This window comes from Pseudomonas saponiphila (genome assembly GCF_900105185.1).
Taxonomy (GTDB): domain Bacteria; phylum Pseudomonadota; class Gammaproteobacteria; order Pseudomonadales; family Pseudomonadaceae; genus Aquipseudomonas; species Aquipseudomonas saponiphila.
In genome coordinates, this window is the sequence record NZ_FNTJ01000001.1 from 3195862 (window position 1) to 3218881 (window position 23020).

A 23020-nucleotide genomic window follows, 5' to 3' on the forward strand; every position below is an offset into this window, starting at 1 on the left:
TCGCTCTTCAAAGGGTTGTCAGTCGTTGTCGATAGTCTTGGTACAGCGATTCGTAGGCCGCTACGTGTTTGGCCCGAGGCTGGGTGGCGCTGCTCGGGTCCAGGTGCACGCAGCGCTCACAAAGTGATTGCAGATCCAGCGTCGGCTGCTGCTCCCGGCCGTGACACCAGGCGGCCTGGATCGCCGCGCCCAAGGCCGCGGCTTCGCGCTCCCGGGGGCAGATCACCGGGGTGTGCATGATATCGGCGACCATCTGCCGCCACAGCGGACTTTTTGCCCCACCGCCGATCAGGCGGATGCTCTGGCTGTGCAAGCCCGCCGCGCGCAACAGGTCCAGGCCGTAGCGCAAGCCGAAGGTGGTGCCTTCGACCACGGCGCGGCACAGATTGGCCTGGGTCAGGTTGTCCAGGGTCATGCCATGCAGGCTGCCCTGGGCATGGGGCAGGGCGGGCACCCGCTCACCGTTGAAAAACGGCAACAGGCGCAGCCCTCCGGCGCCGATCGGCGCTTGCGCCAGGCGCTGGTTGAAGCCGGCCAGGTCCAGATCCAGCAGCTCGCGCACCAGGGTGGTGGCGTTGGTCAGGTTCAGGGTGCAGATCAGCGGCAGCCAGCCACCGCTGGATGAGCAGAAGGTTGCCACCGCCGGCTCCGGGCTGATCCTTGGATGGTCGGCAAAGGCATACACCGTGCCGGAGGAGCCCAGGCTCATGGTGATGATGCCGGGCTGGATATTGCCGGTGCCGATGGCCCCGAGCATGTTGTCGCCACCGCCGCTGGCCACCAGTGCCTGCGCGCTGATGCCCAGTTGCCGGGCCATCGCTGGCTGGATGCGGCCCACCGCCTGGTGCGCTTCGAGCAGTTGCGGCAAGGCCCGTTCCAGGCGCCCGCTGGGGTCGATATGGGCCAGCAGGGCGCGGTCCCAATCACGTTTGCGTACATCGAAGTAGCCGCTGCCCGAGGCGTCGCCGTACTCGCTGCAATAGCGTCCGGTCAGGCAGAAATTCAGGTAGTCGTGGGGCAGCAGGATGTGCGCGATACGTTGGAACACCTGGGGGTGCTGCTCCCGGGTCCAGAGCAGTTTCGACAGCGTATAGCCCGGCGCGATGGCCAGCCCCAGGCGCTCCAGAGAGCCTTGGGGGCCCCCCAGCCAGTCCAGCAGGCGCTGGTTCTCGGCGCTGCTTTCGGTGTCGCACCAGAGCTTGGCCGGGCGCAGCACCTGGCCCTGGTCGTCGAGCAGCACCAGCCCGTGCTGCTGGCCGCAGATCCCGACACCGAGCACCTGCTGGCCATCCACCCCGGCTGCCTGCAATGCCTGCCGGGTTGCACCGATGCAGGCCTGCAGCCATTGCGCCGGGTCCTGCTCGCGGCGGCCATTGGCGCCGCTGATCAGGTGGTGGGGCGCGGCGCCGTGGCCCAGAACGCTGCCGCTATGGCTGTCGAGAATCAGCGCCCGGGTGCCCTGGGTGCCGCAGTCGATGCCAAGAAAAAGCCTGGGTTGAGTCATGAGGATTCCCGGTTCTGATGGTTGTTGGCGCTCTGGATAATCTCGCCCTGGCCGCCGCCGGGCCTTGGGTAAGGCGGCGAAAAGGCCCGCGGGCCCTTGCCATGCACGTTACCGCCACGCGCACTTCATCGCGCCAGCAGGCGCTCCAGGGTCGTGCTCACGCCGTGTTCGCGCAAGCTGTTGAAGCAGCGCTCGAAGGCGGCGACGAACTCGGCGGAGCGCGCAATCGCCAAACCGAAGATCTCTTCCACCCCCAGCAGACGCTGGCTCAACAGGCGGTCGTCGGCCACCAGGGCCTGACAGAACTCGGCCCTGGGGTCGGGGATCGAGTAGTGCCTGCCGGTTTCGTCCACCCCCCGCAGGTACAGGGCCCAGGCCGCCACCACCAGGGCCGCGCGTTCGGTGTCGCGGCCATCGGCGATCAGGCGATTGAGCGTGGGCACGGTGAACTTGGGCAGCTTCGATGAACCGTCGCTGCACACCCGTTCCAGCTGGTCGGCAATCGCCCGATTGGAGAAGCGCTGGATGAGGGTGTCCTTGTACGCCGCCAGGTCGATGCCCGGCACCGGCGCCAATTGCGGGGTCACGTCCAGGTCCATGTAGGCCCGCAGGTAGGCGACGAACAACGGATTCTCCAGGGTTTCGTGGACGAAGCGGTAGCCCTTGAGAAAACCCAGGTAGGTCAAAGCCAGGTGGCTGCCGTTGAGCAGCTTGATCTTCATCTCTTCATAGGGCGTGACGTCGTCGGTGAACTGCACGCCGACCCGCTCCCAGGCCGGGCGGCCGTTGCTGAAACGGTCTTCCAGTACCCACTGGGCAAAGGGTTCGCAAACCACCGGCCAGGCATCGTCGATGCCGTGTTCATCGTGCAGTTGCAGGCGGTGGGCATTACTGGTCATGGGGGTGATGCGATCGACCATGGCGTTGGGAAAGCTCACGTGACGGGCGATCCAGTCGTGCAGGTCGGCGTCGTGGCGGGCGGCGAAGGCCAGCAGCGCCTTGCGGGTCACCGCACCGTTGTGCGGCAGGTTATCGCAGGACATCAGGGTGAAGGCCGGGATGCCCGCGGCCCGGCGACGGGCCAGGGCGGCGCAGAGAAAGCCGAATACCGTGCGTGGCTGCCGCGGGTGGGCCAGATCGTGCTGGATCTGCGGCAGATGCAGCATGAACTCGCCGGTGCTGTCGTCGATGCAGTAGCCGCCCTCGGTGATGGTCAGGGAGACGATGCGGATCTCCGGGCTGGCCAGCTTGTCGATCAGCGCCTGGACGCCGTCCTCGGCCAGCAGCATCTGGCTGATGGCGCCGATCACCCGAACTTCGTGGCCGTCGCCGTCACCCAGCTCGTAGAGGCTGTAGAGGTAGTCCTGGCCGGCCAGATCGTCCCGGGCGCGGCGATCCTCGGGGCGCAGGCCGACGCCGCAGATGCTCCAGTCCAGGCCCAGGCCCTGGTTCATCAGGGCATCGGTGTAGTAGGCCTGGTGGGCCCGGTGAAAGCCGCCGACGCCGATGTGGGCAATGCCCTGGCGGGTGTCGCTGGGCAAGTAGGCGGGCAGCCGCACCTGGGGCGGCAATTGGCTGAGGTTCAAGCGATTGAGTTTCATCCGGGGGCTCTCGGTCATCAGGGGGTCAGGCGGCGGCGCGCAGCAAACGGGGAACGGCCAGGCCTTGGGCATCGAACAGATGGCAGTGCTCGGGATCCAGGCGTAGGTGCAGTGGCTCGCCGTGACGGCTGGCCAGGTCACCGCGGATGCGCAGGGTCAGGGCTTCGCCGCAGTTGTTGCGGACATGGCAGAAGGTGTCGCTGCCCAGGCGCTCGGCAACGTCGGCGGTCACCGCCAGGCTGGCGGGGCCGGACTCTCCCAGCTCCAGGTGTTCGGGACGGATGCCCAGGGTCACCGCGCTGCCGACCTTGAGCTGCGCGCTGTGGCGCTCCAGGCGCAGGCGCGTCCCGGCTTGCAGGTGCACCTCGCAACCCTGGCTGTCTATCTGGCTGACGTGGCCCTTTAGAAAGCCCATTTTCGGCGTGCCGAGAAAGCCCGCGACAAACAGGTTGGCCGGGTTGTGATACAGCTCCAGGGGCGCGCCCACCTGTTCCACTCGGCCGCCGTTGAGCACCACCACTTTGTCCGCCAGGGTCATGGCTTCGACCTGATCGTGGGTGACGTAGATCATGGTGGCCTGCAGCTCCTGGTGCAGGCGCGCCAGCTCCAGGCGCATCTGCACCCGCAGCGCGGCATCCAGGTTGGACAGCGGTTCGTCGAACAGGAAGATCTTCGGGTTGCGCACAATCGCCCGGCCGATGGCCACGCGCTGGCGCTGGCCGCCGGACAGCTGCCTGGGCTTGCGTTCGAGCATTGGCCCCAGTTCGAGGATGCGCGCCGCCGCTTCGACTTTCTGCTGGACCAGGGCCTTGTCGACCCCGGCCAGGTCCAGGGCGAAGGACATGTTCTTGCGCACGCTCATGTGCGGGTACAGGGCGTAGGTCTGGAACACCATGGCCAGGTCGCGCTTGGCCGGGCTGACGTCGGTGATGTCGCGACCGTCCAGCTCGATGTGACCGCCGCTGACTTCCTCCAGCCCGGCGATCAGTCGCAGCAGGGTGGATTTGCCGCAGCCCGAGGGGCCGACGAACACCACGAATTCCTTGTCGTGTACCTCAAGGTCGATGCCCTTGATGATCTCGAAGCCTTCGAAGCCTTTTTGCAGGTTGCTGATTTTCAGGTGAGCCATTGGGGTGTCTCCAGAGTTCGAGGGTTACTTCACCGCGCCAAAGGACAGGCCGCGCACCAGCTGTTTCTGGCTGATCCAGCCGAAGATCAGGATCGGTGCGCAGGCCAGGGTCGAAACCGCCGAGAGCTTGGCCCAGAACAGCCCTTCGGGGCTGGAGTAGGAGGCGATCAGCGCGGTCAGCGGGGCGGCATTGGCAGAGGTCAGGTTCAGCGACCAGAAGGCTTCGTTCCAGCACAGGATCAGCGACAGCAGCACGGTGGAAGCCAGCCCGCCCTTGGCGATCGGCAGCAGCACCCGGAGCATCTCCTGGGCCAGCGTGGCGCCGTCCAGGCGGGCGGCTTCGAGGATGTCCCGGGGGATGTCCTTGAAGTAGGTGTAAACCATCCACACCACGATCGGCAGGTTGATCAGGGTGTAGATGATGATCAGTGCGATGCGCGTGTCCAGCAGGCCGAAACCCTTGGCCAGGAGGTAGATCGGCATCAGTACGCCCACCGGCGGCAGCATCTTGGTCGAGAGCATCCACAGCAGGGTGCGCTTGGTGTTGCGAGTCTCGTAGAAGGCCATGGAGTAGGCCGCCGGCACCGCGATCAGCAGGCACAGAGCGGTGGCGCTGAAGGAGATCAGCACCGAGTTCCAGGCATAGGCGAAGTAGTTGCTGCGCTCGTTGATGTGCAGGTAGTTCTCAAGCGTGGGGCTGAAGATGAACTGTGGCGGCGTGGCAAAGGCATCGATTTCGCTCTTGAAGCTGGTCAGCACCATCCAGAAGATCGGAAAGAAGATCAGGATCGCGATGGCCCAGGCCAGGGTGCCCAGCAGCAGGCTGCGCAGGCGTCGGGATTGTTGCAGGGTCATGACGGGCTCCTCAGCGCTGGTCGGTCAGGTTCTTGCCGAGCATCCGCACCAGGATGATCGCGGCGATATTGGCGATGACCACGGCGATCAGGCCGCCGGCCGAAGCCATGCCCACGTCGAACTGCACCAGCGCCTGGTTGTAGATCAGGTAGGCCAGGTTGGTCGAGGCGTAGCCCGGGCCGCCGTTGGTGGTGGTGAAGATTTCAGCGAACACCGAGAGCAGGAAGATGGTTTCGATCATCACCACCACCGCGATCGGCCGCGCCAGGTGCGGCAGGGTCAGGTGCCAGAAGATCGCGAGCGGCCCGGCGCCATCCAGGCGCGCGGCTTCTTTCTGCTCCTGGTCCAGGGACTGCATGGCGGTCATCAGGATCAGGATGGCGAACGGCAGCCACTGCCAGGAGACGATGATGATGATCGACAGCAGCGGGTAGTGGGCCAGCCAGTCCACCGGCTGGGCGCCGAACAGCTTCCACACGGCGGCGAGGATGCCCGATACCGGATGGAAGATTAGGTTTTTCCAGATCAGCGCGCCCACCGTGGGCATGATGAAGAACGGCGAAATCAGCAGCACCCGGACCAGGCCGCGGCCGAAGAACTCGCTGGCCTCCAGCAGGGCGCTGATCAGCACCCCGAACACCACGCTGATCAGCAGCACGCTGCCCACCAGCAGCAAGGTGTTGCTGGCCCCGGGCACAAAGCCCGAGTCCGTGAGGAAGTAGCTGAAGTTCTCCAGGCCGACGAACTGGTTTTCGCCGGGGTACAGCAGGTTGTAGCGGATCAGGGAAAAGTACAGGGTCATGCCCAGGGGCACGATCATCCACAGCAGCAACAGCAGCACCGAAGGGCTGACCAGGAACCAGCCGGGGTTGGTCTGGCGACGCTTGCGGGGGGCCGTCTGCGCTTGCAGATGGAGCTTGGCAGTCGAGGTATTCATGGTGATCACAACCCGTTGGGTACAAGAGTGCGCGACAGCGCGCTGGCATTGCCGGTGGACGGTAGGAGCTGGCTTGCCAGCGAAGGCGTGCTCAAGGGCCACTCAAGGTTCACAGGCCCTTTCGCCGGCAAGCCGGCTCCTACGGGACGCGCCGGGTTATTTGCGGTAGCCGGCGCGCTGCATGTCCCGCTCGGTGCTCTGCTGCGCGGCGGCCAGGGCCTGGTCCACTGTGCTCTGGCCGATCAGCGCCGCGGAAAACAGCTTGCCGACCTGGGTGCCAATGGCCTGGAACTCGGCAATGGTCACCAGCTGGATGCCGACGTAGGGCACCGGTTTCAGGGTCGGGTGGCCCGGGTCCACCGCCTTCAGCGACTCCAGGGTGATCCGGGCAAAGGGCGCGGCGTTCATGTAGGCCGCGCTGTAGGTCGAAGCCCGGGTCCCCGGCGGCACGTTGGCGATGCCATCCTCCTGCGCCACCAGGGCCGCGTATTGCCTGGAGGTGGCCCAGGTGGTGAAGGTCCTGGCGGCGTCCTTGGCCTTGGAACTGGCGGGGATCGCCAGGGACCAGGAATACAGCCAGGCGCTGCCCTTGTCGGTGACCTGATGCGGGGCAAAGGTGAAGCCCACATGCTCGGCGACCTTGCTCTGGCCCTTGTCGGTGACGAAGGAGCCGGCGACGCTGGCGTCGACCCAGATCGCGCATTTGCCGCTGTTGAACAGCGCCAGGTTTTCGTTGAAGCCGTTGCTCGACGCCCCCGGCGGGCCGGATTTCTTCATGTTGTCGACGTAGAAGGTCAGGGCGTTCTTCCATTCCGGCCCGGTGAATTCGGGCTGCCATTGCTCATTGAACCAGCGCGCGCCGTAGCTGTTGGCCAGGGTGGTGATCAGGGCCATGTTCTCGCCCCAGCCGGCCTTGCCCCGCAGGCACAGGCCGTATTGCTCCTGGCCGGGCTTGTTGAGCCTGGCGGCGAACTCACCGATCTGCTCCCAGGTCGGGCGCTCGGGCATGCTCAGGCCGGCCTGCTGGAACAGGTCGGTGCGGTAGTAGGTCATCGAGCTTTCGGCGTAGAACGGCAGGGCATAGAGCGTGCCCTTGACCGACAGCCCCTCGCGCACCGACGGGAAAACGTCATCCAGCTCATAGCTGGCGGGCAGGTCCTGCATCGGTTGCAGCCAGCCCTTGGCGCCCCAGAGCGCGGCCTCGTACATGCCGATGGTGAGCACGTCGAACTGCCCGCCCTGGGTGGCGATATCGGTGGTCAGGCGCTGGCGCAGGACGTTTTCTTCCAGTACCACCCAGTTGAGCTGGATGTCCGGGTGCTCGGCCTCGAAGGTTTTCGACAGCCGCTGCATACGGATCATGTCGCTGTTGTTGACGGTAGCGATGGTCAGGGTCTGGGCGCCGAGGGTGACGCTGCTGAGGGTCATGCAGGTGGTGACGAGCAGGGCTTTGGTGCAAGGTTTCATCGGTCACTCCTGTTCTGCGCCGGTGCGGGCTGCAGAAGGACGGTTATTGTTGTTATGTCTTCCGCCGGGCGAGGAAGAAGGTGGGCTGATTACAGCCCGCCAACGCAGTGCTGACAAATCATCCCTGACACTTGAATCGATACTTTTTTGCACTGCCGGGATGCCGGGTCATGGGGCGTGGTGGCGGTTTGCTCGGCTTGCCCTGGTGCTCGGGCGCTGCAGGGTCGGACGAATACGTATCGGTTTTTGCTGGCGCAAGGGCGTCAACTGCGGCCAAAGCCCACTGGCTTTTTCCCGGTCACTGCCTAAGATGGCGCTCCCGGGATTCTTAGGAAAACGTTGGTCACGATGGCGGAAAAAGACACCATCTCCATGCAGCTGGTGCGCGAGGCGCTGCTGCAAAGTTGTGCGCCGGGAGCGGCCACCGCTGAAGTGCTGAGCAAGGTCGGGATTGATCCGGCGCTCTTGCAGCAGGCTTCGGCGCGGGTTCCGGCGCTTGCCTACGCGCGTCTCTGGCGTCTGCTGGCCCGGCGCCTGGACGATGAGTTCTTCGGCATGGACCCGCGCCGGCTGAAATCCGGCAGCCTGGCGTTTCTCTGTCGCTCGGCCATGGCCCAGCCGACCCTGGTGGCGGGGCTTGACTCGCTGCTGGGCTTTCTGTCGTTGATGTTCGAGCGCCTGCCGGCGCAACTGGTACGCCAGCAGAGCCTGGCGGAAATCGTCCTGCAGGAGGACGAGCATGAGCCGGGCCGGGCCTTCACCTATTTCACCTACTGGATGATCGTCCATGGCGTGGCCTGCTGGCTGGCGGGACGGCGGATTCCGATCCTGGCCATCGAACTGCGCTGCCCGCAGCCGGATTTCTGCGACGACTACCGGGTGATGTTCTCCGACAACCTGCGCTTTGCCCGGTCGCGCACGCGGATGATCATCGCCGCCGATTGCCTGGACCTGCCGATCAAGCGCAGCGAGGAAGAGCTCAAGCGCTTTCTGGCCCAGGCCCCGGCCAACATCCTGGTGAAATACCGCGACCCTGAAAGCCTGGCCAGCCGCATCAAGCAGCAGTTGCGGCAATTGCCCGGAGAGCAGTGGCCGGAAAGCGAAAGTCTGGCCCAGAGCCTGTGCATCTCCGCCTCGACCCTGCGCCGCCGCCTGGCCGAAGAGGGGCAGAGCTACCAGGCGCTCAAGGACAGCGTGCGCAAGGAACTGGCGATCGTCTGGCTGGCCGAGCCGCAGATCAGCTTTGCCGAGATCGCCGGGCGCCTGGGGTTTGCCGACACCAGCTCGTTCTACAAGGCGTTTCGCAAATGGTCCGGTTCCAATCCTGGTCACTACCGCAGCCTGATCCTCAACGACCCGCCATAACCCCCCCCAGCGCCCGTAGGAGCCGGCTTGCCGGCGAAAAGGCCCGCAAGCCTCGCACCACCCCGGCCGACGCCTTCGCTGGCAAGCCAGCTCCTACACCGCTCGTAATCCCTGCCGCCCCGTAGGAGCCGGCTTGCCGGCGAAGAGGCCCGCAAGCCTCGCACCACCCCGGCCGTCGTCTGCGCCGGCAAGTCCGGAGTGGGCTCTTGGCCAAACCGGTCACGCAACTTGATAGCTTTGACCATTGTCGCGCGAGGGCTCTGGCGCCAGTATTTCCCTGCTTTTCATGAGGTTCCCATCCTAATAAGAACAGTGAGGGATTCTGGCAATGCGCAACTACCTGTCCGCCATCAAGGATTTCAATTATCAGCACTGTGTCGACGCCGCCCTGGCGGGTTCGCTGTCGGCGCTCAATGCCTGTGTCGAATGCTGCGACCGGCATGCGTTGCCCGGACGCATCGCGCTGTTCTGGGAAGGCCGCGACGGCAGTAGCGTCACCTATACCTTCACCGAATTGCAGGACAAGGCCGCACGCCTGGCCAATTTCTTCCTGGCCCAGGGAGTCGGCAAGGGTGACCGGGTCGCCGGGCTGCTGCCGCGCAATGTCGAGTTGCTGATCACGGTGCTGGCCACCTGGCGCATTGGCGCGGTGTACCAGCCGCTGTTCACCGCCTTTGGCCCCAAGGCCATCGAGCATCGCCTCAACAGTTCCAAAGCCAAGCTGGTGATCTGCGACGCGCTGAACCGGCCGAAGCTGGCGGAAGTCGCCGAGTGCCCGACCATCGTCACGGTCGCGGCGGCCAAAGGGCAGGGCATCGTGCGTGGCGATTTCAGTTTCTGGGCCGAGCTGGAACAGTATCCGGCCCACTGCGAGCCGGTGTTGCTGACCGGCGAGGACCCGTTCCTGCTGATGTTCACCTCGGGCACCACCGGCCCGTCGAAAGCCCTGGAAGTGCCGCTCAAGGCCATTGTCGCGTTCCAGAACTACACCCGTGACGCGGTGGACCTGCGCCCCGAGGATGCGTTCTGGAACGTCGCCGATCCGGGTTGGGCCTATGGCATCTATTTTGGCGTCACCGGGCCCCTGGGCCTGGGTCACCCGATCACGTTCTACGACGGTCCCTTCACCCTGGAAAGCACCTGCCGGGTGATCAACAAGTACGGCATCACCAACCTCACCGGCTCACCTACGGCCTATCGCCTGCTGATCGCCGGCGGCGACCAGTTCGCCCGTTCGATCAAGGGGCGGCTGCGCATCGTCAGCAGCGCCGGTGAGCCGCTGAACCCAGAAGTCATCCGCTGGTTCGCCGAGCAGCTGGATGTGGTGATCCACGACCATTACGGCCAGACCGAGCTGGGCATGGTGCTGTGCAACCACCACGGCCTGGAGCACCCGGTGCATGTCGGCGCCGCCGGTTTCGCCTCGCCCGGCCACCGCATCGTGGTGCTGGACGATGAGTACCGCGAGCTGGGTGTCGGCCAGCCGGGGATCCTCGCCATCGACCGGCGCCAGTCGCCGATGTGCTGGTTCGCCGGTTACGCCGGGGTGCCGACCAAGGCGTTCGTCGGCGACTACTACCTCAGCGGCGACACCGTCGAGCTGAACCAGGACGGCAGCATCAGCTTCGTCGGTCGTAGCGACGACGTGATCACCACCTCCGGCTACCGGGTCGGCCCGTTCGATGTGGAGAGCGCCCTGATCGAGCACCCGGCGGTGGTGGAGGCGGCGGTGGTGGGCAAGCCCGATCCGGAGCGCACCGAGCTGGTGAAAGCCTTTGTGGTGCTCAGCGAGCAGTACCGCGCCACAGCGGAGTTGGCCGAGGAGTTGCGCCAGCATGTGCGCAAGCGCCTGGCGGCCCACTCCTACCCCCGTGAAATCGAATTTGTCAGTGATTTGCCCAAGACCCCCAGCGGCAAATTGCAGCGCTTTATCTTGCGCAACCAGGAAATTGCCAAGGCTCAAGAGGCCGCGGCGTCAACAGCTACCGCGTAAACAGGATTGAAACGATGCAGATCGCAAACAAGGTTTTTCTCGTCAGTGGCGGCGCTTCCGGCCTCGGTGCGGCCAGCGCCGAAATGCTGGTGGCCGCCGGCGCTAAGGTGATGCTGGTGGACCTCAACGCCGAGGCCGTGGCGGCCAAGGCCCAGCAGCTGGGCTGCCACAGCGTGGTGGCCGACATCAGCCAGGAGGCGGCGGCCGAGGCAGCGGTGCAGGCCACGGTCAAGGCCTTTGGCGGGCTTAACGGCCTGGTCAACTGTGCCGGCATCGTGCGCGGCGAGAAGGTCCTGGGCAAGAACGGCCCCCATGCCCTGGCCAGCTTCAGCCAGGTGATCAACGTCAATCTGATCGGCAGCTTCAATCTGCTGCGCCTGGCCGCGGCGGCCATCGCCGAGAGCGCTGCCGACGCCGATGGCGAGCGCGGGGTGATCATCAACACGGCCTCCATCGCCGCCTTCGACGGGCAGATCGGTCAGGCCGCCTATGCCGCGTCCAAGGGCGCCATCGCCAGCCTGACTCTACCTGTGGCCCGCGAGCTGGCGCGTTTCGGCATCCGGGTGATGACCATCGCCCCGGGGATTTTCGAAACCCCGATGATGGCCGGCATGAGCGACGAAGTGCGTGCTGGCCTGGCCGCTGGCGTACCGTTCCCGCCGCGCCTGGGCAAACCCGCCGAGTACGCCGCGCTGGTGCGGCATATCATTGAAAACAGCATGCTCAACGGCGAGGTGATCCGTCTCGACGGCGCCTTGCGCATGGCCGCCAAATAAGGAGGAATTCTCATGTCCATTGCTCAAGATCCGATTGTCATTGTCAGCGCCGTGCGCACCCCGATGGGCGGGTTCCAGGGCGAACTCAAAGGCCTCAGCGCCCCGCAACTGGGGGCCGAGGCGATTCGTGCCGCGGTGCAGCGCGCCGGCATCGGCGCCGACGCGGTAGAAGAAGTGCTGTTCGGCTGTGTGCTGTCCGCCGGCCTCGGTCAGGCCCCGGCGCGCCAGGCGGCTCTGGGCGCGGGGCTGGACAAGGGCACCCGCTGCACCACCCTGAACAAGATGTGCGGCTCCGGCATGGAGGCCACCATCCTGGCCCATGACAGGCTGCTGGCCGGCAGCGCCGAGGTGGTGATCGCCGGAGGCATGGAAAGCATGTCCAACGCACCGTACCTGCTGGACCGCGCCCGTAGCGGCTACCGCATGGGCCACGGCAAGGTGCTCGATCACATGTTCTTCGACGGCCTGGAAGATGCCTACGACAAGGGCCGACTGATGGGCACCTTTGCCGAGGACTGCGCCGAGGCCAATGGCTTCACCCGCCAGGCCCAGGACGATTTCGCCGTGGCCTCCCTGACCCGCGCCCAGCAGGCGATCAAGGACGGCCTGTTCAAGGACGAGATCGTTCCCCTGCAAGTGACGGTCGGCAAGGAGTCGAAGCTGATCAGCGATGACGAACAGCCGCCCAAGGCCAAGCTGGACAAGATCGCCACCTTGAAGCCGGCATTCCGTGACGGCGGCACCGTGACCGCCGCCAACGCCAGCTCGATCTCCGACGGCGCCGCGGCCCTGGTGCTGATGCGCCGTTCCGAAGCCGACAAGCGCGGCCTCAAGCCGCTGGCGGTGATCCATGGGCACGCGGCCTTCGCCGACACCCCGAGCCTGTTCCCGGTGGCCCCGGTGGGCGCCATCGAGCGGCTGCTGAAAAAGACCGGCTGGGCCCTGAGCGATGTCGACCTGTTCGAAATCAACGAAGCCTTCGCCGTGGTCAGCCTGGTGACCATGCACAAGCTGGACATTCCCCACGCCAAGGTCAACGTGCACGGTGGCGCTTGCGCCCTGGGCCATCCGATCGGTGCCTCCGGCGCGCGGATCCTGGTGACCCTGCTCTCGGCCCTGCGCCAGAAGGGCCTCAAGCGTGGCGTGGCCGCGATCTGCATCGGCGGTGGTGAAGCCACGGCCATGGCCGTTGAATGCCTGTAACGAGGAATCCCGATGTTGCCCAATGACGAACAACTGCAGATCAGCGACGCCGCCCGGCAGTTTGCCCAGGAGCGTCTGAAGCCCTTTGCCGCCGACTGGGACCGCGAGCACCGCTTTCCCCGGGAAGCCATCGCCGAGATGGCCGAGCTGGGCTTCTTCGGCATGCTGGTGCCCGAGCAGTGGGGCGGATGTGACACCGGCTACCTGGCCTATGCCATGGCCCTGGAGGAGATCGCCGCCGGTGATGGCGCCTGTTCCACCATCATGAGCGTGCACAACTCGGTGGGCTGCGTGCCGATCCTCAAGTTCGGCAACGATGAACAGAAGGAGCGTTTCCTCAAGCCCCTGGCCAGCGGCGCCATGCTCGGCGCCTTCGCCCTCACCGAGCCCCAGGCCGGCTCCGACGCCAGCAGCCTGAAGACCCGGGCCCGGCGTGATGGCGACCACTACGTGCTCAACGGCTGCAAGCAGTTCATCACCTCAGGGCAGAACGCCGGGGTGGTGATCGTCTTCGCGGTCACCGACCCGGCGGCCGGCAAGCGCGGCATCAGCGCCTTTATCGTGCCCACCGATGCGCCGGGCTATAAGGTCGCGCGCATCGAGGACAAGCTTGGCCAGCACGCCAGCGACACCTGCCAGATCCTCTTCGAGGATGTGAAGGTGCCACTGGCCAACCGCCTGGGGGAGGAGGGCGAGGGCTACAAGATCGCCCTGGCCAATCTTGAAGGTGGCCGCGTGGGCATTGCCTCGCAATCGGTGGGCATGGCCCGGGCCGCCTTCGAAGCGGCGCGCGACTACGCCCGCGAGCGCGAAACCTTCGGCAAGCCGATCATCGAGCACCAGGCGGTGGCATTCCGCCTGGCGGACATGGCCACCCAGATCGCCGTGGCCCGGCAGATGGTGCATTACGCCGCGGCCCTGCGCGACAGCGGCAAGCCGGCCCTGGTGGAAGCCTCGATGGCCAAGCTGTTTGCCTCGGAAATGGCCGAGAAGGTCTGCTCGGCGGCCTTGCAAACCCTGGGCGGCTATGGCTATTTGAGCGACTTCCCGCTGGAGCGGATCTACCGCGACGTGCGCATCTGCCAGATCTACGAAGGCACCAGCGACATCCAGCGCATGGTCATTTCGCGCAATCTCTGACTTTTTAGCAGGAGCTGATACATGAGCTACGAAACCATCTTGTTGGACATCAAGGATCGGGTCGGCCTGATCACCCTCAACCGCCCCCAGGCGCTCAACGCCCTCAACGCGCAGATAGTCAGCGAAGTGAACCAGGCCCTGGACCGCCTGGAAGCCGACCCGCAAATCGGTTGCATCGTCATCACCGGTTCCAAGAAAGCCTTTGCCGCCGGTGCCGACATCAAGGAAATGGCCGAGCTGAGCTACCCGCAGATCTACCTCGACGACCTGTTCAGCGACAGCGACCGCGTAGCCAACCGGCGCAAGCCGATCATCGCCGCGGTCAACGGCTTCGCCCTCGGTGGCGGCTGCGAACTGGCGCTGATGTGCGACTTCATCCTGGCTGGTGACAACGCCAAGTTCGGCCAACCGGAAATCAACCTCGGCGTGCTGCCGGGCATGGGCGGCACCCAGCGCCTGACCCGCGCGGTGGGCAAGGCCAAGGCCATGGAAATGTGCCTGACCGGACGCTTTATCGACGCCGTGGAAGCCGAGCGTTGCGGCATCGTCGCGCGCATCGTGCCGGCGGACGAACTGGTGGAAGAAGCCCTGAAAGTCGCCGCCGTGATTGCCGCCAAATCGATCCCGGTGAGCATGATGATCAAGGAAAGCGTGAACCGCGCCTTCGAAGTCAGCCTGTCCGAAGGCGTGCGCTTCGAGCGCCGGGTATTCCACGCCGCCTTCGCCACTCAGGACCAGAAAGAAGGCATGGCCGCCTTCATCGCCAAGCGTGATCCGCAGTTCAAGGATCGATAACCGCAGCGTCCCCGCACCCTCAACCGCAGCGCTTAGCTGCGGTTGATTGAGACACCCCCCTCAACCAGCATCGCCGTCCCGCTGACGAAACTGGCGGCGTCCGACGCGAGGAACAGCGCTGCCCGGGCAATTTCCTCGGGACGGGCGAGGCGCTGAGGGCATGCAGGTTTTCGACAAAGGCGCGTTTCTCAGGCGTGTCGGTGGCTGCTTGGCCCATTGGCGTGTCGGTGCCCCCGGGCAGCAGCGCGTTGGCACGAATGCCATGGGGGCCTTCTTCAGCGGCGATGACCTGGGTCAAGCCGATCAGCGCGGCCTTGCTCGCGGCATACGCCGCCATACCGGGAAAACCGACGCGGTGCCCGACAAAGCTGGAAGTGAAAATGATCGAGCCTGCGCCCCGGCTGCGCAGAGCAGGCAACTGGTACTTGGCCCCCAGAAAGGCACTGGTCAAGTTGCAGTCGAGCACGGCCTGCCACTGGCCCAGGGTCAACTCGGAGACGGAGCGGCTTTCACCGGTCATTCCGGCGTTATTGAACGCTATATCCAATCCACCGAAACGCTCCAGCGCCAGCGCTACAAGACGTTCGGCCAGTGCCTCGCTGCGAATGTCACCTGCAACCCCGAATGCCTCGCCACCGGCTTGCTGGATCTGGGCGACCAACGCATCCAGTGCGTCGCCGCGACGGCCAGTCACTATCAGGCGCGCACCCTCTTGGGCGAACAGCCGGGCGGCAGCCTGACCGATTCCCGACGTGGCCCCCGTGACAATCGCGACCTTGTCTTGCAGTTGTTTCATGATCGACCTCCCTTGCATGAGCGTTGAGCCAACCATAGGCCGCTGCGAGCGGCGCTGAACTCCGGATCTTGCGTTGAAAATCTTTTTGAGCGCACCGCGGCCAACTACCGCCTGCCCACCTGCTCGATCGCGAATAATTGGGCTTGTGGGGAGCTCTTGCGCTGCAGATCGTGCTTGGCGAAGAGGGCGGCCATGGGAGCAAAAAAATCGCAGCCAGGGCTGCGATTTTTTGTTTCAACTGGCATCTCACAGTGCTGCCCCGGTCCTGATCACGAGAAAACACCGCCCGGAGCTTTGCGATAAGTCCTATAGGTTTCGCCTGAATTCTTTTGTTAGGTTGCCGCTCGCTCAAGAAGGGATGCCAGTGCGTCAAAGGCACTTGCAGTTCACGTTTTCCGTTACATAAGCGCGGGTGGAGTTCGAAGCTGTTGAATTCACCCTGAAAGAAGCGATTAGCGAACCTTTCTGACTTATATCCATGAGAGGGAGACTCAAATGGGACGAAAAATGATCGGGATAGGATCACCCACTTCAACGGGAGGGCAGGTACTTGAGGGAAATACAGGTATCAGTATCGATAGTGCGGTTGAAACCTCATCCGTAGGGCACTTGGCAAGTTGCCCAGTATGCATTAAAGGTCAAGGGCCTATAGTCGCTGTTGGGCCAAGAACTATAATTTTTCCGGCGGGGCCGGTTGCTCTAGAAGGAGACTATGTAGCCTGCGGTTGCCCAGCTGGGGCCAATACTGTGATTGCTGGCCAGTCTTCAGTCTATGGTGGAGCCGAGCATGCCAGCACAACTGTTTTGCCGGTTCTGCTCGGACCTAAAACCATACACAGTATCTTCCTCTCGTATGGGGCGGAACAAACCCCCGTTGAATCTGTTTCTCGGTTTTATGTAGATCTGAATGTTCATGTAAAAACCTCGGGATATCTTCCGGGTGAAAGGGTTTCGCTCACTTTAAGCGAACCTGTCGAACAGAGCTTGTCTGGTGTTGTTGCTGCAGATGGTGTAGCCAATATCATGAATGCGTTTGACGGGATAGTGATTGACATGGCAGGAGAGTGCTAATGAGCAGGATAGCTATAACTGGCCGCGGCGCTTCTTTGATCGTGGATGCAAGGCGCCCGCGCTTTAGTACGTTATGGAAAGCCTATGCGGAAGTCGGTCACAAGGATTCTGAGAGCGTATACCAATTGGTTGGTGGGCAAGTGGAAGCGCACAGGGCCGAAAAGCCCGCTAACTATGTGAATGCCTGTGCATTGAGACTGAGCAGGGCATTCAATTATGGAGGGTATAAAATACCCAAAGGTGACATTGTCAAAGGAATCCCAATTTACAGACTGCGCGGGGAAGATGAACTCCCCTACATCATGACGGTCGAGGGTTTTTTTGAGTTCTTGAAACATAGCTGGAAGAAACCCGATCATGAAGTCAAGCCAAACAATCTTGGCTATATCAACGGAAAACAAGGTGTTTTGGTTATGTTGATATCTGGTTGGAGTGACGCAACAGGGCACGCAACTTTATGGGATGGAAAAACTACAGGGGATGGTAGTGACTACCATCGACTGGATAGCGCTGCATACAAAAAACCCAAGGTAAAACTCGTGGTTATTTATTTTTGGGAGCTAAAAGGATGATGCGTTCTGTTTCGGCTTTCTTTTTGTATCTACTGTGCTCTGTTGCCGTCAGTGCTGCTGATCTGCCCAAAGCTCGTCAAATGCTCAAGAATTTCGGGCTGGCTAATTGCATCGCTAGTCAGTTCAAGGAGCAGTCGGCAATCAAGGAGGATATTTCGCTGGCCATTGGTGCCTACCATTTCATGGGAAAGGGAATGCACTCGATAGTCCAGAACGAAGACACTTTAGAGACTCTGCATGACCCTTATGCGGTAACGGAAAAGTTTATCCTGAATGCCTACCAGCATACCTCGGCCTTGAGTAAGAACTCCCCCCGCAAGATGGTGTTCTATGGATGCCTGGACGTGTACAACTCCCAGGAATTTGACACTTTTATCAGAACCCAGGATCAGTATGTTCGGTAAAAGAACCGGGTATCCAATGACGTCATTCTGATTGCCAGCAACCTTAGAGTACGGGTCGAGTTATGAGGCTCTAGTAAAGGTCGACTCATAGGCGCTGGCGCGGGACCTGGTTCAAGGGCCTCTTCGCCAGCCAGCCGGCTCCTAAGGAGCCCAACCAAAAATCGCAGCCAGGGCTGCGATTTTTGGTTGGCGGCGCTGCTTTCTACAGCTGGTAATGCTTCAGCTCGCGGGCGATCAGCAGGCGCTGGATCTCGCTGGAGCCTTCGTAGATCTGGGTGATCCGCGCATCGCGGTAGTAGCGCTCCACCGGGTAGTCCTCCAGATAGCCGTAACCGCCATGGATCTGCATCGCCGAGGAGCAGACCTTCTCGGCCATTTCCGAGGCGAACAGCTTGGCCTGGGAGGCTTCCGACAGGCACGGCTGGCCGGCGCTGCGCAGGCGCGCGGCGTGGAGGATCAGCAGGCGCGCGGCATTGAGCCGGGTGTGCATGTCGGCCAGCAGGTTGGCGATGCTCTGGTGCTCGATGATCGGCTTGTCGAACTGCACCCGTTCCCGGGCGTAGGCCAGGGCCGCCTCGAACGCGGCGCGGGCGATGCCCAGGGCCTGGGCGGCGATGCCGATGCGGCCGCCTTCAAGGTTGGACAGGGCGATGGCCAGGCCCTTGCCCCGTTCGCCCAGCAGGTTGGCTTCGGGGATGGTGCACTGGTTGAGGGTGACCGCGCAGGTGTCGGAGGCGCGGATGCCCATCTTGTGTTCGGTGCGGTCGACGATGAACCCGGGGGTGTCGGTGGGCACCAGGAACGCCGACAGGCCTTTCTTGCCCAGTTCCGGGTCGGTCACTGCGAAGACGATGGCCAGTTGGGCGCGTTTGCCGTTGCTGACGAACTGCTTGGCGCCGTTGATCACCCACTGGCCATCGCGCAGTTCGGCGCGGGTGCGCAGGTTGTGGGCTTCGGAACCGGCCTGGGGTTCGGTCAGGCAGAAGCAGCCGATGGCCTCGCCGGCGGCCAGGCGCGGCAGCCATTGCTGTTTCTGCTCCTGGCTGCCGTAGTTGAGGATCGGCCCGCAGCCCACCGAGTTGTGGATGCTCATCAAGGCGCCGGTGGCGCCGTCGCCGGCGGAGATTTCCTCCACCGCCAGGGCGTAGGCAACGTAGTCCAGGTAGCTGCCGCCCCATTCCTCGGGGACCACCATGCCCAACAGGCCCAGCTCGCCCATCTTGCGCACCAGGGCGTCGTCGATCCAGCCGGCCTTTTCCCAGGCCTGGGCGTGGGGCGCGATCTCGCCACGGGCGAAGTCCCGGGCCATGTCGCGGATCATCACTTGTTCTTCGCTCAGTTCGATGTCGTGCATGAGTTCAGCTCCCGCTGCCGTCAAAACCGCTGAAGAAGCTCGCCACCCGGTCGGCGTCGAGGGCCGCCAGGGTCGGTGGGTTCCAGCGGGGGGTCTTGTCTTTGTCGATGATCAGGGCGCGCACGCCCTCCATCAGGTCGCCGCGCTCGAACCACTGGCGGTCCAGGTGCAGCTCCAGGGCGAAGCATTGCTCCAGGCTCAAGTGACGGCCGCGGCGCAGCATCTCCAGGGTCACGGCCATGGCCAGGGGCGAGCGGGTTTCCAGCAGGTCGGCGGTGCTCTTGGCCCACTCCTGGCTGTCGGCAACCGTGACGCTGCGCAGTTGCTCGACGATGCTCGGCACGTCCGGCAGGGCGAAGAAGTGATCGATGGCCGGGCGCAGGGCTTGCAGCGGCGCGTCGGGCAGGCTCTGCACCGCCAGCTTGGCCAGCAGGCCTTGCAGGTCCTTGAGTGGCGAGTCGCTCCAGTGCAGGCGATCCAGGCGCTGGTTCAGCAGTTCCAGCTTGCCGCTGTCCAGGTGCCAGTCGGCCAGGCCGCAGTACAAGGCATCGGCGGCGCGGATCTGCACGCCGCTGACGCCCAGGTAGATGCCCAGCTCACCGGGTATCCGCGAAAGGAAGTAACTGCCGCCGACATCCGGGAAGTAGCCGATGGCCACTTCCGGCATCGCCAGGCGGCTGCGTTCGGTGACCACCCGCAGGTCGGCGCCTTGCACCAGGCCCATGCCGCCGCCGAGTACAAAGCCGTCCATCAGCGCCAGCACCGGCTTGCGGTAATGGTGGATGGTCAGATCGAGGGCGTATTCCTCGACGAAGAAGTCCTGGTGCAGGGTATCGCCGCCTTGATAGCTGTCGTACAGCGAGCGGATGTCGCCGCCGGCGCAGAAGGCCTTTTCACCGGCGCCGCGCAGGACCACCGCATGGATCAGCGGGTCCTGGGCCCAGGCGTTCAGTTGGCGTTGCAAGGTGCGCACCATCGACAGGGTGATGGCGTTGAGTCCGGCGGGGCGGTTGAGGGTCAGGTGACCGATGTGGTTGCGCACCTCGACCAGCACCTCGTCCGAGGTGGCGTCGAGGTCCCGTGTCGTCTGGGATGAAACCTGAGCAGTCATCACTAACTCCCTGCTTTTATTGTTTTTTGTTTGAGGCTCGCGCGCGAGCGTCGGCGGATCGTAACAGTGCAAATTTGCCGATTACAACCCCGAAAGCTGCAGGTCGACTGTGCATTTTTGCATGGCGAAAAATACTTTCCGGGCCTTGCACAACGGCTCTGGGCCAAGGTCTAGAGCCGTGACGACAGAATCGGCTGTGAAATAGCCGTTATCTGCGGATTTCGGTGAACGTGACCGAGCGTTTCGCTAATACGTGACCGGTGCTTCCACCCCGGTTGCGCGGGTTCTGGATTGTAATCGCATCGGTCACGATGCGGCTTGTTCCTCGGCTTTTTTTCGGCGCAGCGACTCGCCTTTCATCGTCAGTCGGTAGGCGTTGTGCACCAGGCGGTCGAGGATGGCATCGGCCAGGGTCGGGTCGTTGATCCAGCCGTGCCAGTGCTCGATGGGCAGTTGGCTCGTCAGGATGGTGGAGCGGCTGCCAGCGCGGTCGTCGATCACCTCCAGCAGGTCATGCCGGGCTCCTTCCTCCAGCGGGGCTAGCGCCCAGTCGTCCAGCACCAGGACGTCGACCTTTGCCAGCTGTTGCAGGGTACGGCCGAAGCTGCCGTCGCCATGAGCGATGCGCAGTTGTTCCAGCAGGCGCGGGGTGCGCAGGTACAGGGTGCTATAGCCCTGGCGGCAGGCCTGGTTGCCCAGGGCGCAGGCCAGCCAGGTTTTGCCGGCACCGGTCGGGCCGGTCAGCAGCAGGTTGTGCTGCTGGCGGATCCAGTCGCCACTGGCCAGGGTGGCGATCAGACGCTCGTCCAGGGCGCGTCCGGTGCGGCGGTCGAGATCTTCCAGGCAGGCGTTGGCGTACTTGAGCTTGGCCTTCTTGCGCAGCCGTACCAGGCGCTGGTTGTCACGCCAGGCCAGTTCGCGGTCGAGCAGTAGGCCGAGGCGTTCATCGAAGCTCAGGCTGTGGCTGGCCGGCAGCGTCCATTGCTCTTCCAGGGCGCGGGCCATGCCGTCCAGGCGTAGCTGGTGCAGTTGATTCAGGGTGTGTTGCGGCATCATCGAACAGCTCCTGTTGCGGGGGTTGGTAGTAGTCGGCGCCACGGACGTTCTCGTGGTCGCCGGGTAAGGTCGTTTCGGCGGCACGCTGGGGCAGCGGCTGTTGATCCAGGCCTTGCTGGAGCAGGTTGCGCACGCTGCGCCCGGTGAAGGCGCGCAGGTGTACGGCACGTTCGGCAGCGGCTTCCAGGCGTGCATTGCCATAGCGCCGGGCCAGCGAGAGCAGGCCGAGGCAGGCGCGGTAGCCCATCTCCGGGTGCGGCTTGTGGGTCAGTTGGTGATCGATCAGTTGGCGCGTGTAGGGGCCGATCCGCGCGCCCCAGTCGAGCAGGCGTTGTGGCGTCCATTCGCGATGCGCCTGGTGCGCCGCGGGCATGTGCTCGCGCTGGGTACTGTAAGCGCCGCGTCGCCCCAGCAGCAGGTGGCTGGCCACCCGCCGGTTGCCATGCAGCACTTCCAGGGTGTGTGCCGTCAGTCGCACGTCCACGTTCTGCCGGGCCAGGGCGGAGGGCACGCTGTAGAAGCTGCCATTGACCTCGATGTGGTAGTCGATGCTGACCTTGCAGCGCTTGAAGGTGGCGACCTCGTAGGGATGCACCGGCAGCGCTCGCAAGGCCGGGCGATCCAGGCGCTCGAACCAGTCGCGCCGGCAGCCATCGAGCCGCTTGAACGGGCGCCGATTCAGATCCTCCAGCAGCTCGGCGATGGCCTGGTTAAGCGCATGCAGGCTGAAGAACTGCCGATGGCGCAGCCGCGCCATGATCCAGCGCTCGACCACCTGCACCGCCACCTCGGCCTTGGCCTTGTCCTGAGGCTTGCGTGGCCGTGCCGGCAGGATCACCGTCTGGTAATGACGCGCGCACTCCAGCGTGGCCCGGTTCAGGCCCGGCTCGTAGCGATCCGGCTGGGCGACCAGGGCGCGCGGATTGTCCGGCACAACCATTTCCGGCACGCCGCCAAAGTAGGTCAGAGCCTGGCCCAGCGAGGTCAGCCAGTCCACCTGGGTTTCGCCTGGCGTCGCGCAGGCATAGGTGTAATTCGAGGCGCCCAGGGCGGCGACGAAGATGTGCGCCCGGCGCACTTCGCCGGTGGCCGGGTCGACCACCGGCAGCGTCGGCCCGGCATAGTCGATGAATAGCTTCTCGCCCGCACGGTGCAGCTGACGCATCGAACGTTTGAGCGTCTGGGCGTAGCGCCGGTAGTGCTCGACGAACTGGGTGTAGCGGTAGGTCGGCTGGCCCGCATGCGCGGCGAGATATTCCTCCCACAGCAGCTGCAAGGTCACGCCCTTGCGTCGCAACTCGCGGTGGATGCTCAGCACATCGGGCAGCACTCGCTCACCGCGCGGCTTGTTCGTCGACGTCGGTGCAAACAAGGCGGCCGCCAGCGCGGCCTCGTCCATGGCCACCAGCGCCGGCCAGTCCAGCCCGGCCACCCGCGCCGCCGCGATGTACTTGCTAACCACGCCCTTGGACAGCTGCAAGGCACGGGCAATCTTCTCGTGGGACAAGCCGGCCTCAAACTTGAGGCGCAGACATTCTTTGATGTTTCGCATGGCTACTCGCGGCGCCGCCATCTTCCTCTCCCGAAATCGGTCGAGGATGGCGGCGCATCAGGTCATGCGCAACGAAGGGGAAGGCTTTCGCTAAGTCGTGACCGGCGATTTCGGTAAGCCGTGACCACCTGTTTCGGAACAGGCGGAAAATCGGTCACGTTGCTACCGAAATGAGCGGTCACGCGTTAGCGAAATGACCGGTCACGATCAACCGAAACGGCCGGTCACGGTGCTCCGAAATCCGCACGTTATCAGCCGATCCGGGCTGTTTCAGACGCCCCTTACGACACCTGGGACGCTCCGGCTGTTGGCATTCTGGCGTTCCGTTGCAGCTTAGAC

At 64.0% G+C, this 23020-nt stretch carries 20 protein-coding genes; 9 read left to right on the forward strand and 11 right to left on the reverse strand.

What is annotated here, in order from left to right:
- Nucleotides 1–7: 7 nt before the first annotated feature.
- From xylB to BLV47_RS14890, 6 genes are all read right to left on the reverse strand, one after another.
- A complete protein-coding gene (gene xylB / locus BLV47_RS14865) occupies nucleotides 8–1504 on the reverse strand; it encodes a xylulokinase (RefSeq protein ID WP_092314778.1) in 1497 nt (498 codons plus the stop codon).
- A 125-nt stretch (nucleotides 1505–1629) separates the two neighbouring features.
- The gene (locus BLV47_RS14870; protein WP_092314780.1) at nucleotides 1630–3105 is read right to left on the reverse strand and encodes a mannitol dehydrogenase family protein; all 1476 of its coding nucleotides are present in this window, start codon (nucleotides 3103–3105) and stop codon (nucleotides 1630–1632) included.
- 25 nt (nucleotides 3106–3130) lie between these two features.
- Nucleotides 3131–4234 (reverse strand): ABC transporter ATP-binding protein, encoded by a 1104-nt coding sequence (locus tag BLV47_RS14875; protein WP_092314782.1) that lies wholly within the window; start codon nucleotides 4232–4234, stop codon nucleotides 3131–3133.
- Between the two features lie 24 nt (nucleotides 4235–4258).
- On the reverse strand, nucleotides 4259–5089 hold the full coding sequence (locus BLV47_RS14880; protein WP_092314784.1) for a carbohydrate ABC transporter permease: 831 nt from the start codon (nucleotides 5087–5089) through the stop codon (nucleotides 4259–4261).
- Nucleotides 5090–5099: 10 nt separating this feature from the next.
- Complete coding sequence (locus BLV47_RS14885; protein ID WP_092314786.1) at nucleotides 5100–6026, reverse strand: carbohydrate ABC transporter permease; 927 nt, start codon at nucleotides 6024–6026, stop codon at nucleotides 5100–5102.
- Nucleotides 6027–6182: 156 nt separating this feature from the next.
- The gene (locus BLV47_RS14890) at nucleotides 6183–7454 is read right to left on the reverse strand and encodes an ABC transporter substrate-binding protein (protein WP_244168933.1); all 1272 of its coding nucleotides are present in this window, start codon (nucleotides 7452–7454) and stop codon (nucleotides 6183–6185) included.
- 387 nt (nucleotides 7455–7841) lie between these two features.
- Between BLV47_RS14890 and BLV47_RS14895 the strand changes: the two genes are divergently transcribed.
- The 6 genes from BLV47_RS14895 to BLV47_RS14920 all read left to right on the forward strand — a co-directional run bounded on the left by BLV47_RS14895 (nucleotide 7842) and on the right by BLV47_RS14920 (nucleotide 14765).
- On the forward strand, nucleotides 7842–8858 hold the full coding sequence (locus tag BLV47_RS14895; RefSeq protein ID WP_092314790.1) for an AraC family transcriptional regulator: 1017 nt from the start codon (nucleotides 7842–7844) through the stop codon (nucleotides 8856–8858).
- A gap of 328 nt (nucleotides 8859–9186) precedes the next feature.
- Nucleotides 9187–10851, forward strand: a complete 1665-nt coding sequence (locus BLV47_RS14900) for an AMP-binding protein (RefSeq protein ID WP_092314792.1) — start codon at nucleotides 9187–9189, stop codon at nucleotides 10849–10851.
- Nucleotides 10852–10865: 14 nt separating this feature from the next.
- Complete coding sequence (locus BLV47_RS14905; protein ID WP_016964238.1) at nucleotides 10866–11627, forward strand: SDR family NAD(P)-dependent oxidoreductase; 762 nt, start codon at nucleotides 10866–10868, stop codon at nucleotides 11625–11627.
- 12 nt (nucleotides 11628–11639) lie between these two features.
- Entirely contained in the window at nucleotides 11640–12830 is a 1191-nt protein-coding gene (locus BLV47_RS14910) for an acetyl-CoA C-acyltransferase (RefSeq protein ID WP_092314794.1), read from the forward strand.
- Nucleotides 12831–12842: 12 nt separating this feature from the next.
- A complete protein-coding gene (locus BLV47_RS14915; RefSeq protein ID WP_092314796.1) occupies nucleotides 12843–13970 on the forward strand; it encodes an acyl-CoA dehydrogenase in 1128 nt (375 codons plus the stop codon).
- A 21-nt stretch (nucleotides 13971–13991) separates the two neighbouring features.
- The gene (locus tag BLV47_RS14920) at nucleotides 13992–14765 is read left to right on the forward strand and encodes an enoyl-CoA hydratase (RefSeq protein ID WP_092314798.1); all 774 of its coding nucleotides are present in this window, start codon (nucleotides 13992–13994) and stop codon (nucleotides 14763–14765) included.
- Between the two features lie 19 nt (nucleotides 14766–14784).
- On the opposite strand, the gene BLV47_RS14925 is transcribed toward BLV47_RS14920, so the two are convergent.
- Nucleotides 14785–15561 carry an SDR family oxidoreductase gene (locus tag BLV47_RS14925; RefSeq protein ID WP_244168879.1) on the reverse strand — a complete coding sequence of 259 codons (777 nt, stop codon included), beginning with the start codon at nucleotides 15559–15561 and terminating at the stop codon, nucleotides 14785–14787.
- Nucleotides 15562–16056: 495 nt separating this feature from the next.
- On the opposite strand from BLV47_RS14925, the gene BLV47_RS14930 reads away from it, so the two are divergent.
- The 3 genes from BLV47_RS14930 to BLV47_RS14940 are packed head-to-tail and all read left to right on the forward strand — an operon-like array spanning nucleotide 16057 to nucleotide 17608.
- Complete coding sequence (locus BLV47_RS14930; protein WP_092314800.1) at nucleotides 16057–16632, forward strand: PAAR domain-containing protein; 576 nt, start codon at nucleotides 16057–16059, stop codon at nucleotides 16630–16632.
- Nucleotides 16632–17204 carry a T6SS effector amidase Tae4 family protein gene (locus BLV47_RS14935; protein WP_092314802.1) on the forward strand — a complete coding sequence of 191 codons (573 nt, stop codon included), beginning with the start codon at nucleotides 16632–16634 and terminating at the stop codon, nucleotides 17202–17204. Before BLV47_RS14930 ends, BLV47_RS14935 begins: the two co-directional genes overlap by 1 nt.
- On the forward strand, nucleotides 17204–17608 hold the full coding sequence (locus tag BLV47_RS14940) for a hypothetical protein (protein ID WP_425272173.1): 405 nt from the start codon (nucleotides 17204–17206) through the stop codon (nucleotides 17606–17608). Before BLV47_RS14935 ends, BLV47_RS14940 begins: the two co-directional genes overlap by 1 nt.
- A 202-nt stretch (nucleotides 17609–17810) precedes the next feature.
- On the opposite strand, the gene BLV47_RS14945 is transcribed toward BLV47_RS14940, so the two are convergent.
- From BLV47_RS14945 to istA, 4 genes are all read right to left on the reverse strand, one after another.
- Nucleotides 17811–18962 (reverse strand): acyl-CoA dehydrogenase family protein, encoded by a 1152-nt coding sequence (locus tag BLV47_RS14945; RefSeq protein WP_060839324.1) that lies wholly within the window; start codon nucleotides 18960–18962, stop codon nucleotides 17811–17813.
- 4 nt (nucleotides 18963–18966) lie between these two features.
- The gene (locus tag BLV47_RS14950) at nucleotides 18967–20073 is read right to left on the reverse strand and encodes an enoyl-CoA hydratase/isomerase family protein (protein ID WP_092314807.1); all 1107 of its coding nucleotides are present in this window, start codon (nucleotides 20071–20073) and stop codon (nucleotides 18967–18969) included.
- 306 nt (nucleotides 20074–20379) lie between these two features.
- Nucleotides 20380–21129, reverse strand: coding sequence for an IS21-like element IS1474 family helper ATPase IstB (istB, locus tag BLV47_RS14955; protein ID WP_062838242.1), 750 nt, complete (start codon nucleotides 21127–21129; stop codon nucleotides 20380–20382).
- Entirely contained in the window at nucleotides 21017–22702 is a 1686-nt protein-coding gene (istA, locus tag BLV47_RS14960) for an IS21 family transposase (RefSeq protein ID WP_062838241.1), read from the reverse strand. The genes istB and istA overlap by 113 nt, the downstream gene beginning before the upstream one ends.
- Nucleotides 22703–23020: the final 318 nt, after the last annotated feature.